The organism is Sorangium sp. So ce834, from assembly GCF_051521425.1.
Taxonomy (GTDB): Bacteria; Myxococcota_A; Polyangia; order Polyangiales; family Polyangiaceae; genus Sorangium; species Sorangium cellulosum_D.
Map to the genome: position 1 here is coordinate 1,960,667 of NZ_CP150351.1, position 14,427 is coordinate 1,975,093.

The 14,427-nt window shown below is 73.3% G+C and carries 13 protein-coding genes; 11 read left to right on the forward strand and 2 right to left on the reverse strand.

Annotated elements, in window-relative coordinates; all coding sequences use genetic code 11:
• Positions 1 to 109: 109 nt before the first annotated feature.
• From WMF20_RS07020 to WMF20_RS07060, 9 genes are all read left to right on the forward strand, one after another.
• Positions 110 to 715, forward strand: a complete 606-nt coding sequence (locus WMF20_RS07020; RefSeq protein ID WP_437611759.1) for a DNA-3-methyladenine glycosylase I — start codon at positions 110 to 112, stop codon at positions 713 to 715.
• On the forward strand, positions 712 to 840 hold the full coding sequence (locus WMF20_RS07025) for a hypothetical protein (RefSeq protein WP_437611760.1): 129 nt from the start codon (positions 712 to 714) through the stop codon (positions 838 to 840). The genes WMF20_RS07020 and WMF20_RS07025 overlap by 4 nt, the downstream gene beginning before the upstream one ends.
• A 6-nt stretch (positions 841 to 846) precedes the next feature.
• Complete coding sequence (locus WMF20_RS07030) at positions 847 to 1,848, forward strand: glycosyltransferase family protein (protein ID WP_437611761.1); 1,002 nt, start codon at positions 847 to 849, stop codon at positions 1,846 to 1,848.
• Positions 1,849 to 2,096: 248 nt separating this feature from the next.
• Entirely contained in the window at positions 2,097 to 3,686 is a 1,590-nt protein-coding gene (locus WMF20_RS07035) for a glycosyltransferase (RefSeq protein ID WP_437611762.1), read from the forward strand.
• Between the two features lie 99 nt (positions 3,687 to 3,785).
• On the forward strand, positions 3,786 to 6,419 hold the full coding sequence (locus WMF20_RS07040; RefSeq protein WP_437611763.1) for an efflux RND transporter permease subunit: 2,634 nt from the start codon (positions 3,786 to 3,788) through the stop codon (positions 6,417 to 6,419).
• Entirely contained in the window at positions 6,416 to 7,621 is a 1,206-nt protein-coding gene (locus WMF20_RS07045) for a glycosyltransferase family 4 protein (RefSeq protein WP_437611764.1), read from the forward strand. The genes WMF20_RS07040 and WMF20_RS07045 overlap by 4 nt, the downstream gene beginning before the upstream one ends.
• Positions 7,622 to 7,663: 42 nt before the next feature.
• A complete protein-coding gene (locus WMF20_RS07050) occupies positions 7,664 to 8,989 on the forward strand; it encodes a glycosyltransferase (RefSeq protein WP_437611765.1) in 1,326 nt (441 codons plus the stop codon).
• A gap of 55 nt (positions 8,990 to 9,044) precedes the next feature.
• Positions 9,045 to 10,493: a GuaB1 family IMP dehydrogenase-related protein gene (locus WMF20_RS07055; protein WP_437611766.1), complete on the forward strand. Its 1,449-nt coding sequence runs from the start codon at positions 9,045 to 9,047 to the stop codon at positions 10,491 to 10,493.
• 313 nt (positions 10,494 to 10,806) lie between these two features.
• Positions 10,807 to 11,343: a lysophospholipid acyltransferase family protein gene (locus WMF20_RS07060; RefSeq protein WP_437611767.1), complete on the forward strand. Its 537-nt coding sequence runs from the start codon at positions 10,807 to 10,809 to the stop codon at positions 11,341 to 11,343.
• Positions 11,344 to 11,392: 49 nt separating this feature from the next.
• Here the strand turns inward: WMF20_RS07060 and WMF20_RS07065 are convergent, their stop codons facing one another.
• Positions 11,393 to 11,860: a hypothetical protein gene (locus tag WMF20_RS07065; protein ID WP_129573615.1), complete on the reverse strand. Its 468-nt coding sequence runs from the start codon at positions 11,858 to 11,860 to the stop codon at positions 11,393 to 11,395.
• A 640-nt stretch (positions 11,861 to 12,500) separates the two neighbouring features.
• On the opposite strand from WMF20_RS07065, the gene WMF20_RS07070 reads away from it, so the two are divergent.
• Positions 12,501 to 12,935 (forward strand): hypothetical protein, encoded by a 435-nt coding sequence (locus WMF20_RS07070; RefSeq protein WP_207217770.1) that lies wholly within the window; start codon positions 12,501 to 12,503, stop codon positions 12,933 to 12,935.
• Positions 12,936 to 13,206: 271 nt separating this feature from the next.
• On the opposite strand, the gene WMF20_RS07075 is transcribed toward WMF20_RS07070, so the two are convergent.
• Positions 13,207 to 13,803 (reverse strand): hypothetical protein, encoded by a 597-nt coding sequence (locus WMF20_RS07075; RefSeq protein WP_437611769.1) that lies wholly within the window; start codon positions 13,801 to 13,803, stop codon positions 13,207 to 13,209.
• A gap of 289 nt (positions 13,804 to 14,092) precedes the next feature.
• Here WMF20_RS07075 and WMF20_RS07080 point away from each other — a divergent pair, with 289 nt between their 5' ends.
• Positions 14,093 to 14,317, forward strand: a complete 225-nt coding sequence (locus tag WMF20_RS07080; RefSeq protein WP_437611771.1) for a PAAR-like domain-containing protein — start codon at positions 14,093 to 14,095, stop codon at positions 14,315 to 14,317.
• Positions 14,318 to 14,427: the final 110 nt, after the last annotated feature.

Genomic DNA, 14,427 nt, shown 5'->3' on the forward strand with positions numbered 1-14,427 from the left:
GCATTGGAGCGCTGCGCTGGCGGGGAGTCAAAGCGCACGTCGCCCCCGCGGAGCGGCGAGCGCGATCGCGCGGAATCGCGCGGAGAGGAAGCTGCTACAGTGCCGCGCGATGCCGGAGCGATGCCCGTGGGTGACCGCGGATCCCGAGTATGTCGCCTACCACGACGAGCAGTGGGGCGTGCCGCTGCACGACGACCAGGCGCTCTTCGAGATGCTGATCCTCGAGGGCGCGCAGGCGGGGCTCAGCTGGCTCACCGTGCTGCGCAAGCGCGCGGCGTACCGCGAGGCGTTCGCGGGCTTCGACCCGGCCCGCGTGGCCCGCTTCACGCCCGCGCGCGTCGAGGAGCTCCTCGCGAACCCCGGGATCGTGCGCAACCGGCTCAAGGTCGCGTCGGCCGTCGTCAACGCGCAGCGCTTCCTCGAGGTGCAGCGCGAGCACGGCAGCTTCGACGCGTACCTCTGGGGCTTCGTCGGCGGCGCGCCCGTGGTCAACGCGTTCCGCGCCCTCGCGGAGGTCCCGGCGAGGACGGAGGTCTCGGACGCGCTCAGCAAGGATCTCGCGCGCCGCGGCTTCAAGTTCGTCGGCTCGACCATCTGCTATGCGCTCATGCAGGCGACCGGGATGGTCAACGATCACCTCGTGGGCTGCTTCCGGTACGAGCCGGTGAAGGCCATCGCCGGCGCTCGGGCCGGCTCGGGGAAGAAGCGGAGATGAACCAGGGGAGCGCGCGCGTGATCCTCGACAGGCAGCACGACCACCGCGACCGGGCGCTCTGCGGCGCCGGCGTCCCGGTGGGCGGTCACCCGCGTGGGCGATGCGCCGCGCCGCGCGAGCCCTGACGGCCCGTGGCGAAGATCGGCTACTACGTCCACGGCCGCGGGCGCGGGCACGCGAGCCGCGCGCTCGCGATCGCGGGAGCCCTCCGCGAGCGCGGCCACGAGCTCAGGATCTACGGCGGCGGCCAGGCGGCGGACCTGCTCGGCGCCCTCCCGGAGCACCGCCTCGTCCGGCCCATCTACCCCGGCCTCGGGGGCGTGATCGAGCTCCCGCGCCGCCTCGCCAAGGAGCTCGTCGAGCAGGCGGATTTCCGGCCCGACGCCCTCCTGAGCGACGGCGACGTGCCGTCGCTGCTCGCCGCCCGCGCGCTCGGGATCCCCGCGGTCGCGCTCGGCCACGACCTCCTCTTCAAGCGCTGCCGCCTGCCCGAGGCGCTGCCGCGCCTCGATGTGCTCGCCTGCCGCCGGACCACGTGGGCCGTCACCCGGCGGACCTACGCGGTCGCCGTCCACTTCCTGCCCGCCGAGCCGGCGATGCCGCGCACGATCGTCGCGCGCCCGGCGCCGCGGCGGCCGCCCGCGGGCGCGGGGCAGGGGATCGAGCCCGGCGCCGTCGTCTGCTACTTCCGCGATCGCAACGCGCGGGCGGCGATCGAGCTCGTCGCGGCCGGCGGGCGGCGCGTGATCGCGTTCGGCGACCCGGACCTCCGCGTGCCCGGGGTGCGGGCGATGCCGTTCGACAGCCGCGATTTCCTCGCCCACCTCGCCGCCGCGTCCGCCGTCGTGGCCTCGGCCGGGAGCAACCTGCTCGCCGAGTGCGTCCTCGCGGGCAAGCCCGTGCTCGCCCTCCACGAACGGCGCGATCACGAGCAGGCGCTCAACGCGAGCCTGGCCGCGGCCGCGGGGGTCGCCGTCGCGAGCTCGTTCGCGTCGCTCTCGTCGCGCTGCGTGGAGAGCTTCTTCGAGCGCGTCCGCGCAGGCGACTTCGCGCGCGTCGACCTCGCGGGCTCGCTGCCGGACGCGCCCTCGGCCGTGCTCGCCATGCTTGATGAGGCGCGCCGAATGGCCTAGGTGCATCGCCGCGTTCGCACTCGCGCGACGATGGCAGGTGGTGAGATAGGCACGAGGTTTGCTAAACGTCCCCGTCGATTCGGAGTGACGAGGGCGAGGAATCGCTGCTGTGGCGAGCAGCAGGCTGCGCTCGCGGGCGCAGGACGACACGGCTGCCAGGAGCGCGACACGAACGTCATATCGCCCGTCGCGCCGCGCGCGCCGGCCGTTGACGAAGGGCTGCGCCGCTTCTCGAAGGAGCAACGAAGATGACCATGGATGCAATTCGGCCGCTGGGTGAGCACCGCATCGATCGCGCACAGCACGAGGCGATCGCGTCGGTGCGCCACACTCCATCGACGGGATCGGCGCGGGGAGGGCATTCCCCCGCCCGGGCGCAGGCGGCTCTTCCTGAAAATCCCTTCGCTGCCCTCTCCGGAGCCAACGGGCGGCCGCTCAAGGTCGCCATCCTCAGCGACTTCACGCGCATTCCTTACGCGAACGGGGCGGTCTTCCAGACGCGGGCCCTGTATCGCGCGCTCAACACCTGTGGTCACCAGGCAACACTGATCGGACCGCGGGATCCGGACGCCTCGGCCGACGAGATGCCCCCCGGCACCGTCGCCTTGCCGAGCGTGCCGCTGCGCACCTATCCGGGGGTGCACCTGCCGATGCCCCTGGAGTCCTTCGTGTTCGATCCGATGCGGTGGGATTTCGACATCTGCTTCGCCCAGACCACGACGCTCCTGGTCGAGTTCGGCATCTGGTTGCGCAAGATGCGCGGAATCCCGCTGCTCTGCGTGAACACGACGCACCTCGCGGCCGCGTACGACGTGCTCCTGCCCGAGCGCGTGTCCCGGATCGGCGCGGTCCACACGGTGCTCCACAAGACGCTGCGCGCCCCGATGGAGCGGCTCTTCGTGGATCTGTACAACCAGGGCGACGGGCTCGTCGTGCTGAGCGAGGGCCTGCGCGACTACTGGCGCGAACGGGGGGTGGCGGTGCCCATCCACGTCATCCCGCGGATGGTCCCGGAGGACGTGTTCGATCGCCCGCTCGGCCCCGACCCGTACGCGCCGCTGCTCGAGGAGCGCGGGCTCGACGTGCGCGGCCCGCGCTTCGTCTGCGCCGGGCGCCACACGCGCGAGAAGTCGCAGCACCGCCTGATCCGCATCTTCGCCGAGCACATCGCCCCGCACCACCCGCAGGCGACGCTCACGCTGGTCGGCGACGGGCCCGACAGCGCGGCGTACGCGGCGCTCGCGCGGGAGCTCGGCGTCGCCCGGCGGGTCATCATGACGGGCGAGGTGCCGTACAGCCGCATCTCGGACTACTACCGGCACGCGACCGCCTTCCTGCACGCGTCGCTGAGCGAGACGTTCGGCAACGTGCTCAGCGAGGCGCTCTGGTGCGGCTCCCCGACGGTGGCGTTCGCCGACGGCATGGGCGTGAGCTCGCAGATCCAGAGCGGCTACAACGGCCTGCTGCTCGATCCCGGCCGCGGGGCGCTCGCGGAGGACAGGGCGAACGCCGCGTTCGGCAACGCCGCGCTCGCGCTCGCGCGGGACCCGCAGGCGGCCGCGCGGCTGGGGAGCGCGGCCGCGCAGCGCGCGCGCGAGCGGTCCTCGCCGATCGTGGTGCAGCGGATGCTCGCGAACGCCTTCGTGAACGCGCGCGAGCACGCCCGGGAGGCCGGGATCCGGCCGCTCGTCGAGGGGCCGAAGGCGCTCCAGTGGCTGGAGACTTTCCGGCACTTCCGCTCGTGGGTGGGTTTCACCGGCGGCCTGTTCGCCTTCGGACACCTGCGCCCGGCCGCGGCGCCGCGGCCGAAGGGCATCCAGCCGTCGTTCTGCGCGTGAGGTCCTTCTCGCCATTGACCGCCGTGCGCGCCTTCCGCGCGTGGTAAGACCGGCCCGGCGCCGCCCTCCGCGCGGCGCCGGCTCGAGGTGTTCTTCAGCATGCTCCTCAGGATGATCGGGGCGCTCGTCGACTTCAGCGGGCGACGTCCCTGGCTCGTGATCGGCCTGGCGATCGCCGCCATGGCAGGGCTATGGGGTTACGCTTCGCGGCTCGAGCTGCGCACGGAGCTCCGGGAGCTCTTGCCGAGCGACAGCCCGGCGTTCATGGCCTACGAGCGCCAGGCCAAGCGCGTGGACGGCGGCGCGCAGCTCATCGTGATCGCCGAGTCGCCGGATCGCGGCGCGAACGAGCGGTTCATCGACGCGCTCTCGGAGCAGCTGGAGGAGCCGCTCCGGCGGCGCGCGGCCTGCGTCGCGGCGTGCGCCGACGACGCGTGCCGGAGCGCGTGCGGGCCCGCGTCGCTCATCCGCTACGTGGAGACCGGCACCAAGGACGTGCGCCGCTTCTTCGACGAGAACAAGTGGCTCTACGCGGGCGTCCGGGAGCTCGAGCAGGCGGACGAGGCGATCGAGCTCGAGATCGCGCTCCGCAGCGGCCTCATCGACGACCTCGAGGCGGGCGGGGGCGGCGGCGCGAGCGGCGCCGCCAGCGGGGGCGAGGCGGGCGCGCCGGCGAAGAAGGGCCTGTCGCTCGACGACACGTGGGCGGAGCTCCAGCGGCGGCTGAAGAAGATCGACGAGTTCCCGAGCGGCTACTTCTCCACGCCCGACGGCCGCATGGTCGCGATCCGCATCGTCTCGCGGAGCGCCGGGATGGGCGATCGCAGCGCGGCCAAGCTCCTCGACGAGGTGACCGCGCTCGTCGGGCGCCTCGATCCGGCGAAGTTCCACCCGGCCATGCAGGTCGGGTACGCCGGCGACATCCCGAACGCGATCGCCGAGCAGAAGTCGCTCGTGAGCGAGGCGGTGTGGGCCACGGTCATCGCCCTCGTGCTGATCCTCGGCGGCGTGGTGCTCTACTACCGCTCGCCCTGGTCGCTGATCGTGATCGCCCTGCCCACGGCGTTCGGCGCGAGCGCCGGGTACGCGTTCGCGACGGCGACGTACGGCTACGTGAACACGGTCGGCGCGTTCCTCGGGGCGATCATCGTCGGCAACGGGGTCAACTACCCGATCGTGCTCCTGTCCCGCTACCGCGACTTCCGCGCGCGCGGCATGGCGGCGGACGAGGCGCGGCGCGAGGCGGTCGTCAACGCGTTCCGGGCCGAGCTCGTGGGGGCGTGCGTGGCGGCGATCGCGTACGGATCGCTCACGATCACGCATTTCCGGGGGTTCAGCCAGTTCGGCACGATCGGCTTCGTCGGGATGCTCATGGTGTGGGCGTCCATCGTGCCGCTCGTGCCGGCCACGCTCGTCGCCATCGAGCGCGTCCAGGCGAGGCTCCCGCGCTGGCTGCGCGATCCGGCGCCGCGCGTCTCGGACGAGGGCACCGCCGGGCCCGGGGCGCGGCTGCTCGCCCGCGTCACGAGGCGGTGGCCGGTCGTGATCCTCGCCGTGGCGCCGGTCGTCCTGATCCTCGCGGCGTGGAAGCTCCCCGCGTACGTGAAGGACCCGTGGGAGTACAACTTCGCGCGCCTCGGCTCGAAGAGCTCGCGGGAGAAGGGCGCGGGGAGCTGGTCGCTCAAGGCGTCCGAGGTGTTCGGCGGCAAGATGAACGTCGCGGGCGCGATGATGCTGGCGGACACCCCCGAGCAGGTGCCGGCCATCAAGGCGCAGATCCTGGCGAACGACGCGAAGGACCCGGAGGGCAAGCTCGTGGCCGACGTCGCGACCATCGCGGACGTCCTCCCCGGCTCGCCCGAGGAGCAGCGCCAGAAGCTCGAGATCCTGGGGCGGATCCGCGACCGGCTGACCCCGCGCGTGCTGAAATCGCTGTCCCCGGAGGATCGGGAGCGCGCCCTGCAGATGCGGCCGCCGCAGGCCCTGCGCGTGATCACGCCCCACGATCTGCCCGACCTCATCCGGCGGCGGTTCGAGGAGAACAACGGGGTCGTGGGCACGGTGTTCTACGTGAAGTACAAGAACAACGTCTCGTTCTCGAACGGCAAGAACCTCCTCCGGATGGCGAACACGACCGGCAACGTGGTCCTCCCCGACGGGACGCACGTCGTCACGGCGAGCAGGCCGACGGTCTTCGCCGAGATGATCCGGTCGATGGAGCGCGACGGCCCGCTGGCGACGGCGGCGTCGTTCCTGGCCGTCACCGGCGTCGTGGTGCTCGCGACCGGGAGCCTGATGGGCGCTTCCTCGGTGCTGTCGGCCCTCGTGCTCGGCGTGCTCGGGACGGCGGTCGCGATGGCCATGCTCGACGTGAAGATCAACTTCCTGAACTTCATCGCGCTCCCGATCACCTTCGGCATCGGCTGCGAGTACCCGTTCAACGTCTTCGATCGCGCGCGCCTGCTCGGCGGCGACGTGGCGCTCGCGCTGAAGCGCTCGGCCGGGCCGGTGGCGCTTTGCAGCTACACGACCGTGCTGGGCTACGGGTCGCTCGTCTTCGCCGACAACCAGGCGCTGAACTCGTTCGGCTGGGTCGCGGTGAGCGGCGAGATCGCGTGCGTGGCGAGCGCGCTCCTGTTCCTGCCGGCGCTGCTCCACGTGATGAGCCGCTCCGGGGCGCTCAAGCGCGCCTGGAAGGGCGGCCTGCTCTGGAGAGGGAGCCACCACTCGTGAAGATCCTCGACGTCGCGGAGTTCTTCTCGTCGCGCGGGGGCGGCGTGCGGTCGTACCTCGAGGAGCTCGTGCGCCAGGGGAGCCGGCGCGGCCACGAGGTGGTCGTCGTGGCGCCCGGGCCGCGCGACGAGGTGGTGCCGCTCGAGCAGGGCCGCATCGTGCGGGTGGCCGGCCCGCCGATGCCCTACGACCCGACGTACCACGCCCTCCTCCGGCTCGGCGCGGTCCGCGCGATCATCCGCCGCGAGGCGCCCGACGTGCTGCAGGCGAGCGCGCCGTACACGGCCGCGCTCGTCGCGGCGACCGAGCGCGGGGTCCCGCTCCGCACGTTCGTGTACCACTCCGACCAGATCAGCACGTACGCCGCGCCGCTGCTCGACCGGCTGCGCCCGCGCGCGGTCGCCCGCGCCCTTTCGGGCGCGCTGTTCGCCTGGCCGCGGGCCCTGTCGCGGCGGTTCGACGCGACGATCGCCCCGGGGACGTTCATCGCCGAGCAGCTCCGCGCGCACGGCTGCGAGCGCGTCCACCGCGTCACCTTCGGCGTGCGCCGCGAGTCGTTCGACCCCTCCCGCGCCGACGCCGCGCTGCGGCGGAGCCTGCTCGGGCGGTTCGCGGACGACCCCTCGGCGGCGCTGTTGCTCGTCGCGTGCCGGCTCGCCGTCGAGAAGCGGGTCGCGCTCGTGATCGACGCCGCGCGGGAGCTCGCGGCGCGGCGCCCGGTGGCGCTGGCGGTGCTGGGCGACGGGCCCGAGCGGGCGCGGCTCGAGCGGCGCGCGGCCGGGCTGCCGCAGGTGAGCTTCCTCGGCTTCGCGAAGGACCGCGCCACCTACGCGGCGCTGCTCGCCAGCGCCGACGTGTTCGTCCACGGGGGCGCCGCCGAGACGTTCGGCTTCGTGCTGGGCGAGGCGCTCTGCTCGGGCCTGCCGCTGGTCGTCCCCGCGGCCGGCGCGGCCATGGACTTCGTGAGCCCCGGCGCCGCGGAGGCGTATCCGCCGCGCGCCCCGGCCGCCGAGGTCGCCGCCGCGATCGAGCGGGTGCTGGAGCGCCCCCGGGCCGAGCGCGCCGCGGCGGCCCGCGCCGCGGGCGAGCGGCTGCCCGCGAGCGACGAGCACTTCGACGCGCTCTTCGCGCTGTACGCGGACCTGCTCGGCCGCGGCCAGGGCGGCGGGCGCGCCGGCGGCGGGCCGCCTCGCGATGGCTGAGCCGCCGGAGCGCCGGAGCGCCCGAGCGCCTGGATCGTTGCGATGGAGTCCGCGACCGTGCGCCCGTTCCTGCTGATCTCGCCGTATTTCGCGCCCCAGACGAGCGTGGGCGCGTTCCGCTGGGTGAAGCTCGCGCGGCACCTGCCGCGCCACGGCTTCCGTCCCGTGGTCCTGTCCGCGACCTTCCCCGGAGACGCGCGCGACGACGGGCTCCTCGCGGCGCTGCCGCCCGAGGTGGAGGTCGCCGATGCGTTCCTCGACCCGGCCGTGCTCGCCGCGGAGGCCGCGTTCGCCGCCGTGCGCGCGCGCGTGCCGCGCCGGGCGGGGCCCGGGGGCCCGCTCGTGGGGCTCCGCCCGTTCCGGGCGCTCACCGATCGCTGCACCCTGCACGCGCCCCACGCCGCGCGCGTGGCCGTCGCGCTCGCCCGCCGCGCCGGCGCGCAGGCCGTCGTGGTGAGCGCCGGCCCGTTCTCCGCCTGCCCGGTGGGGCTCCACGTGAAGCGCGCGCTCGGCGTGCCGCTCGTCTTCGATCTGCGCGACCCGTGGTCGCTGCACGAGACCGGCCACGGCCCCCCGTCCGGCCTGGCCGAGCGGGCGCGGCGCGCCGTCGTGCCGCGCCTCGAGCGCCGCTGGCTCGCGGGCGCCGACCACGTGATCCTCAACACGAGGAGCGCGCTCGAGGCCTACCGCGCGCGCTTCCCCGAGCTCGCGACGAAGTCGTCGTTCGTGCGCAACCACTTCGATCTCGCGCTGTACGCGCCGGCCCCCGCGCCGGAGCCGCCGCGCTCGTTCGTCATCCTCCACCTCGGCACGCTGCGCGAGGAGACCTCGGCCGACGCGATCGGGGCCGTGCTGCGGCGGCTGATCGACCGCGAGCGGCTGGCCCCTGGCGAGCTCGTCCTGCGGCAGATCGGCCGGACGTCCGCCTACGATCGCGACCGCTTCGAGCGGCTCGGGCTCACCCCGTACATCGAGATCCTGCCGCCGATCCCGCAGCGCGACGTGATGGCCGAGCTGCGGCGGGCGCACGTGCTGCTCACCCTGGTGGACCCTCGCGTCGTGCTGCGGATCGCCGCGAAGACCTACGACTACGCCGCGTCGGGCATGCCGATCGTCAGCGCCGCGGCGAACCCCGAGGTCGACGAGCTGCTCGCGCACCGCAGTGACAGCGCGCGCGTGCCGCCCGACGACGTCGAGGGCCTCGCCGCGGCGCTCGCGCGCCACCTCGCGCGCTTCCGCGAGACGGGCGCCCTGCCGGAGCCCGCCCCGCCGCCCCCGGACCTCTCCTCCGAGGCCGCGGCCGCCCGGATCGCCGCGATCCTCGACCGCGTCCTGGCCGGCGCGCCCCACCCCGCCGGCAGGCACTAGACTGCCGCGCGCCGCGCCGCCTTCGCGGCGCCACCACCCTGGATCGGAGCTGTGCATGCGCTTTCTCCACCCCGAGCGTGACGAGTCCCTGGAGCTCGCCCTCGAAGACGTGTTCCTGACCCCCGGGTACTTCGCCGGCGGCTCTCGCCTCGACACCGACCTCCGCCCCACGGACTTCCCCGGCGGCTCGCACCCGATCGTCTCGGCGAACATGAACGCGGTCACCGGCAAGCGGATGGCCGAGACGATGGCCCGCTTCGGCGGCCTCGGCGTGCTCCCGCAGGACATGGATCTCGACACGGTCGAGCGCATCGTCGGCCACATCAAGCGCGCCGACCCGCGGTACGACACGCCGCTCTCGGTCTCGCCGCGGGCGACGCTCCGCGACGTGCACGGCATCATCCGGAAGCGGTCGCACGACATGGTGGTCGTGGTCGACGACGAGCGCCGCCCCATCGGCATCGTCACCCACGCCGACCTGCGCAACCGCGACCAGTACACGCCCGCGTCCGCGCTCATGTCGTCGCGCCTCATCACCATCCAGGCGGGCACGCCGAACCGGACGGCGTTCCTCCTGATGGAGGACGCGCGCGTGAAGGCGGTGCCCGTGCTCGACGAGGAGGGCCGGCTCCACGGCGTGCTGACCCGCGACGACGCCGTGCGCCTGGAGCTGCTCCGGCCGACGCTCGACGCCCGCGGCGAGCTCATGGTCGCGGCGGCGATCGGCATCTCCGCGCAGGCGGCCCAGAGCGCCGCGCGCCTGCTCGAGATCGGCGTCTCCGCGATCGTGCTCGACACCGCGCACGGCCACCAGCGGCGCATGATCGAGGCGGTCCGCGCGGTGCGGAGGGCGATCGGCGACGCCGTCCCGCTCGTGGCCGGCAACGTCTGCACGGCGGAGGGCACGCGGGACCTCATCGAGGCGGGGGCCGACATCGTGAAGGTGAACGTCGGCCCCGGCGCCATGTGCACGACGCGCATGCAGACCGGCGCCGGCCGGCCGACGTTCTCCTCGGTGCTCGTGTGCGCCCGCGAGGCCAGCCGCCACGGCAAGCGCGTCTGGGCCGACGGCGGCGTCCGCCACCCGCGCGACGTGGCGCTCTACCTCGCCGCCGGCGCCTCGCGCGTCATGGTCGGGACGACCCTCGCCGGCACCTACGAGAGCCCCGGCGACGTGATGGAGGACCGCGAGGGGCTGCTCTACAAGGAGAACTACGGCATGGCGAGCGCCCGCGCCGTCAGCGAGCGCACCGCCGATCTCGACCCGTTCGAGCGCGCCAAGAAGGTCTTCTTCCGCGAGGGCATCTCGACGTCGCGCATCTACATCCACGAGGGCCGCGAGAGCGTCGGGGCCATCCTCATCGAGATGATCACCGGCGTGCAGTCGGCGTGCACCTACGCCGGCGCGGCGAACCTCGACGAGCTCCACGACAAGGCCGTCATCGGCGTGCAGACGCTGGCCGGCTACGGCGAGGGCAAGCCCCACGGGCTCGAGCGCCGATGAGCGGCGGTGAGCGGCGATGACCGGCGGTGAGCGGCGATGACCGGCGGTGAGCGCGCCGCGCGCCGTCACGGTCGTAGATCCGCGTAGCGCCGTGCGCGCGCCGCGCGCCGCGCTCCACGCGCGCGCGACCGCGGCGCGGAATGACGGAAGCGTGACGTGACTTCCACCCGGGCTGCGACGAATCTCCGGCTGCTTACCGTCGAGGTCGTCCATGCCGAGCGCCGCCGCACCGCGTCTTTCCGCCACCCGCCGCGCCATTCGCCGGTTCATCGGCCAGACATGGCTGTCCGTATTCGGCTGGCGCGTCGAGGGCGTGACGGATCTGCCGCCGAAGGCGGTGCTGATCGCCTGGCCCCACACCTCGAACTGGGATTTCCCGTTCACGCTCGCGGTGAGCTACATGCTCGACCTCGAGTTCTCCTGGCTCGGCAAGCACACGCTCTTCGAGCCGCCGTTCGGCGCTTTCTTCAGGTGGCTCGGCGGCATCCCCGTCGACCGCCGCGACCGCAACAACCTCGTCGCGGCCGTTGTCGACGTGCTGAAGCAGCACGATGAGCTCAAGCTGATCATCGCGCCCGAGGGGACGCGCTCGCGCACGAAGCGCTGGAAGACGGGCTTCTATTACGTGGCGCTCGGCGCCGGCGTGCCCATCATCCTCGGATACCTCGATTTCCCCAGGAAGCGCGGCGGGATCCTCCACGTCTTCTACCCGACGGGCGACATCGAGGCCGATATCGCGGCGATTCGCCGTTACTACGAGGGCATCGAGGGAAAGCACGCGAGCCGGATGAGCGAGATCACGCTCGGCCCGCGGAATGTCCCGGCGAGCGGGGTCGCGCAGCACCCGTGAGCGCGGGGCGGCGGCGCGCGGGTCGTTCGCGCGCCGCCGGGGGCGCTCGTCAGCGCAGGGACGGCGCGCGCGCCGACGAGGCGGGCCCCGCCGTGATCCTCGCGGTCAGCACGCCCGCGAGCGCCCACTCGAACGCCGAGCGGTCGGTGTAGACGTTGAAGCGGCCGCCCGTGGCGAGGTTGGCGACCGTGACGCCCATGGCGACGAGCCCCGGCTTCACGAGGATGTGGACCTCCTTCAGCTTGCCGGGGTTCCGCAGGTGCCACGCCGTGAGCTTGGCCCGGACGTCGCTGTCGTAGCCTGCGCCGAGCTCGAAATCGTCGAACACGATCGGGTGCAGGCCCGAGTCGATCAGGGTCTCCAGGTGCCTGACCGCCGGCTCGATGAGATCGAGCGTCGCGTACCCCTCGAAACGCCGCGTCACGACGTCGGACGCGGGCGTGCGGACGTCCAGGACCCCCCTCGAGGTCGACCAGCGATCGCCCCGCGCTCCGAGCCGCGTGTGTGCCAAATCCATCTCGAATTCGAGACTTTAGTCGATAGTCGGCGCTTCGCCATGCGATCCGTCCGTGCCGCGCCGCTCGCCGATCCCGGGGGTCGGCCGCCGGCGTCGTGCTCGCGGCCGAGCGGCGCCTGCCGGCGGGAGGGCCCCGCGGCTGCGACGGCCGGGGAGGGCGCGCGCGGTCGGCGGGGCGCGCGGCGGCGCGGAGCGAGGCGCGCGCGGCGGCGGAGCGCCTGGCGAGGCGCGCGCGGCGGCGGAGCGGCTGGCGAGGCGCGCGCGGCGGCGGAGCGGTTGGCGAGGCGCGCGCGGCGGCGGAGCGGCTGGCGAGGCGCGCGCGGCGGTGGAGCGGCTGGCGAGGCGCGCGCGGCGGCGGAGCGGCTGGCGAGGCGCGCGCGGCGGCGGAGCGGCTGGCGAGGCGCGCGCGGCGGTGGAGCCGCTGGCGAGGCGCGCGCGGCGGCGGAGCCAGGGGCGAGCGCGCGCGCAGCGGACCCGCCGGCTCGTCCAGCGCGTCCGGCCGCCGAGATGCATCTCGGTCAGCGCCGTCCGCGCCGCCGAAAGCGGCTATGATGCCGCCGCGGTTTCGGCCGCCGGCCGGTGCCGGCGGCTCGCGAGGCGTCTTCGCCCGCAGCAGAGGGATGAAGGAGGAGCTACCGAGATGAGAGGATATGTTTCCAAGGTGCTGCGGCTCGCTGTCGTGGCGTTTGCGTGCGCGATGATGGCGGGCTGCGGCGGCCCGCTGCGCTACACGCCGCAGGGCATCGGGAAGGCGCCGGGCGCCGACGCCTTGATCGTGGCCGACGTCAATTTCGACGCGGCCATGACCCGCCTCGACATCAGCGCGAAGAACCTCCCGCCGCCCGAGCGCATCGATTCGAGCAGCTCCGCCTACGTCGTCTGGGCGCGCCCGGACAGCGACTCGCCCTGGCAGCGGGTCGGCGCGCTCAACTTCGACGCCGATGCCCGCACCGGCAAGCTCAAGGACGTGAGCGTGCCGCTCACCCGGTTCGAGCTCGTCATCAGCCTCGAGCAGAACGCCAATCCCGCATCGCCCTCCTCGGAGCTCGTCTTCAAGCAGGACGTCGAATACTGACGAGGCGGCGCCTCCGCCGAACGGGCGGAGTACCGGCGGATGCCTGGCGAGGTACCGGCGGATGCCTGGCGAGGTACCGGCGGATGCCTGGCGAGGTACCGGCGGATGCCTGGCGAGGTACCGGCGGATGCCTGGCGAGGTACCGGCGGATGCCTGGCGAGGTACCGGCGGATGCCTGGCGAGGTACCGGCGGATGCCTGGCGAGGTACCGGCGGATGCCTGGCGAGGCATCGCCGGGTACCCCGCGGGCAGTGCGGCGCCGGCGGCTGAGTCAGATCGGCGCGGGCGCCGGCGGTTCAGCCTTCGGCGCATCGGGCTTCTTCCCCTTGCGCGCCTGCTTGGTCATCGCCCGGAAGTCGTCGAGGACCGGCGCCAGGATGGCGCGGAGGGTCGCGTTCTGGCGGGCGATCGTGCGCGCCAGGTCGAGCGCGGCGAGGCCCGGACCGATGACCGCCTCGCCGGTGGCGAGGGCGTCGTCGTCGAGGTGGCGCGCCAGGTCCTCGAGCGCGTCGGCGACCTTCTGCTCGGCCAGGGCGCGCTTCAGGCGCCGCTCCAGCAGCTCGACCTCGAACCGCTCGGGATCATCGCCGTCGTCCTGATCCCCGAGCACATGGAACGGTCGGGCGAGGACGCTCTCCTTGCCGTCCTTGGGGCGCAGGAGCGCAAACAGCTTGCCGAGCGGTGGCCCCAGCACGGCGAGGCTGCGGCCGAGGCTGCGCTTGCGCCGGTCCTCCTCGAGCCGCTCGATGCCAGGCCAGAGCGCCTTGATGGCCTCGACGTGAGCGAGCGTCTTCTCGACGCGCTCCTCGATCTGGGCAGCCGAGAGCTGATCGACGTCCGTGGGGTCGTGCACAGGTTGCTTGGGCATGAACTGACCTCCTTGGTTGGGCGCGCGCCGAGAGCGGCGTGCGTGGATCCTGGGAAGCTACGTGGAGGTCGCGGCCGGACGCAATCCGCTCGACGCGACGGAGATTTGCTCGACGAGCGCACGTCTCGCACGTGGCAAGGCAGAGCGGATGTCTTCACTCCGCCCGCGGGTACGTTCCGTCTAGGATGTATTGGTGCGTCGGAGATGCTGCCAGTTCTAAAGAGTGCGGTATGCGGTGCGCCGCAAGGCGGCTGCCTTCACGCGGGGAGGCCAGTACGCTGGTCTTGTCATGGGGAAAGTGACTGCGCTTGGGCTGGATACGATCACCGACAAATCCGGCCATCAGATGACGGGCATCGCCGTGAGCGTCTGCCTGACCCCCGCTGCGCCGAGCCCCTTACCGATCCCGTACCCCACGATGGGGACAGTGGCCGAGAGGATCACCGACCCGTGCATGCGCACCAAGATCAACGGCGCGAAGATCCTCACCGTCGGCGGCTGCATGAAGACGTGACATGGCAACGAGCCGGGCACACATCGTCTGATGTCGGCGCGCCGGCCCTGGCGCGCGCTCGCCGCCTTGGCCGCGCGCTCGGGCGTGAACGTCCGCACGGTCTCGCAGCG

Bases quoted from the DNA above. Each gene is read 5' to 3' on its own strand.
- WMF20_RS07075 (WP_437611769.1), bottom strand. From the start codon at position 13,803: ATGCCCAAGCAACCTGTGCACGACCCCACGGACGTCGATCAGCTCTCG.
- WMF20_RS07055 (WP_437611766.1), top strand. From the start codon at position 9,045: ATGCGCTTTCTCCACCCCGAGCGTGACGAGTCCCTGGAGCTCGCCCTC.
- WMF20_RS07040 (WP_437611763.1), top strand. From the start codon at position 3,786: ATGCTCCTCAGGATGATCGGGGCGCTCGTCGACTTCAGCGGGCGACGT.
- WMF20_RS07050 (WP_437611765.1), top strand. From the start codon at position 7,664: ATGGAGTCCGCGACCGTGCGCCCGTTCCTGCTGATCTCGCCGTATTTC.
- WMF20_RS07035 (WP_437611762.1), top strand. From the start codon at position 2,097: ATGACCATGGATGCAATTCGGCCGCTGGGTGAGCACCGCATCGATCGC.
- WMF20_RS07070 (WP_207217770.1), top strand. From the start codon at position 12,501: ATGAGAGGATATGTTTCCAAGGTGCTGCGGCTCGCTGTCGTGGCGTTT.
- WMF20_RS07065 (WP_129573615.1), bottom strand. From the start codon at position 11,860: ATGGATTTGGCACACACGCGGCTCGGAGCGCGGGGCGATCGCTGGTCG.
- WMF20_RS07020 (WP_437611759.1), top strand. From the start codon at position 110: ATGCCGGAGCGATGCCCGTGGGTGACCGCGGATCCCGAGTATGTCGCC.
- WMF20_RS07025 (WP_437611760.1), top strand. From the start codon at position 712: ATGAACCAGGGGAGCGCGCGCGTGATCCTCGACAGGCAGCACGACCAC.
- WMF20_RS07080 (WP_437611771.1), top strand. From the start codon at position 14,093: ATGGGGAAAGTGACTGCGCTTGGGCTGGATACGATCACCGACAAATCC.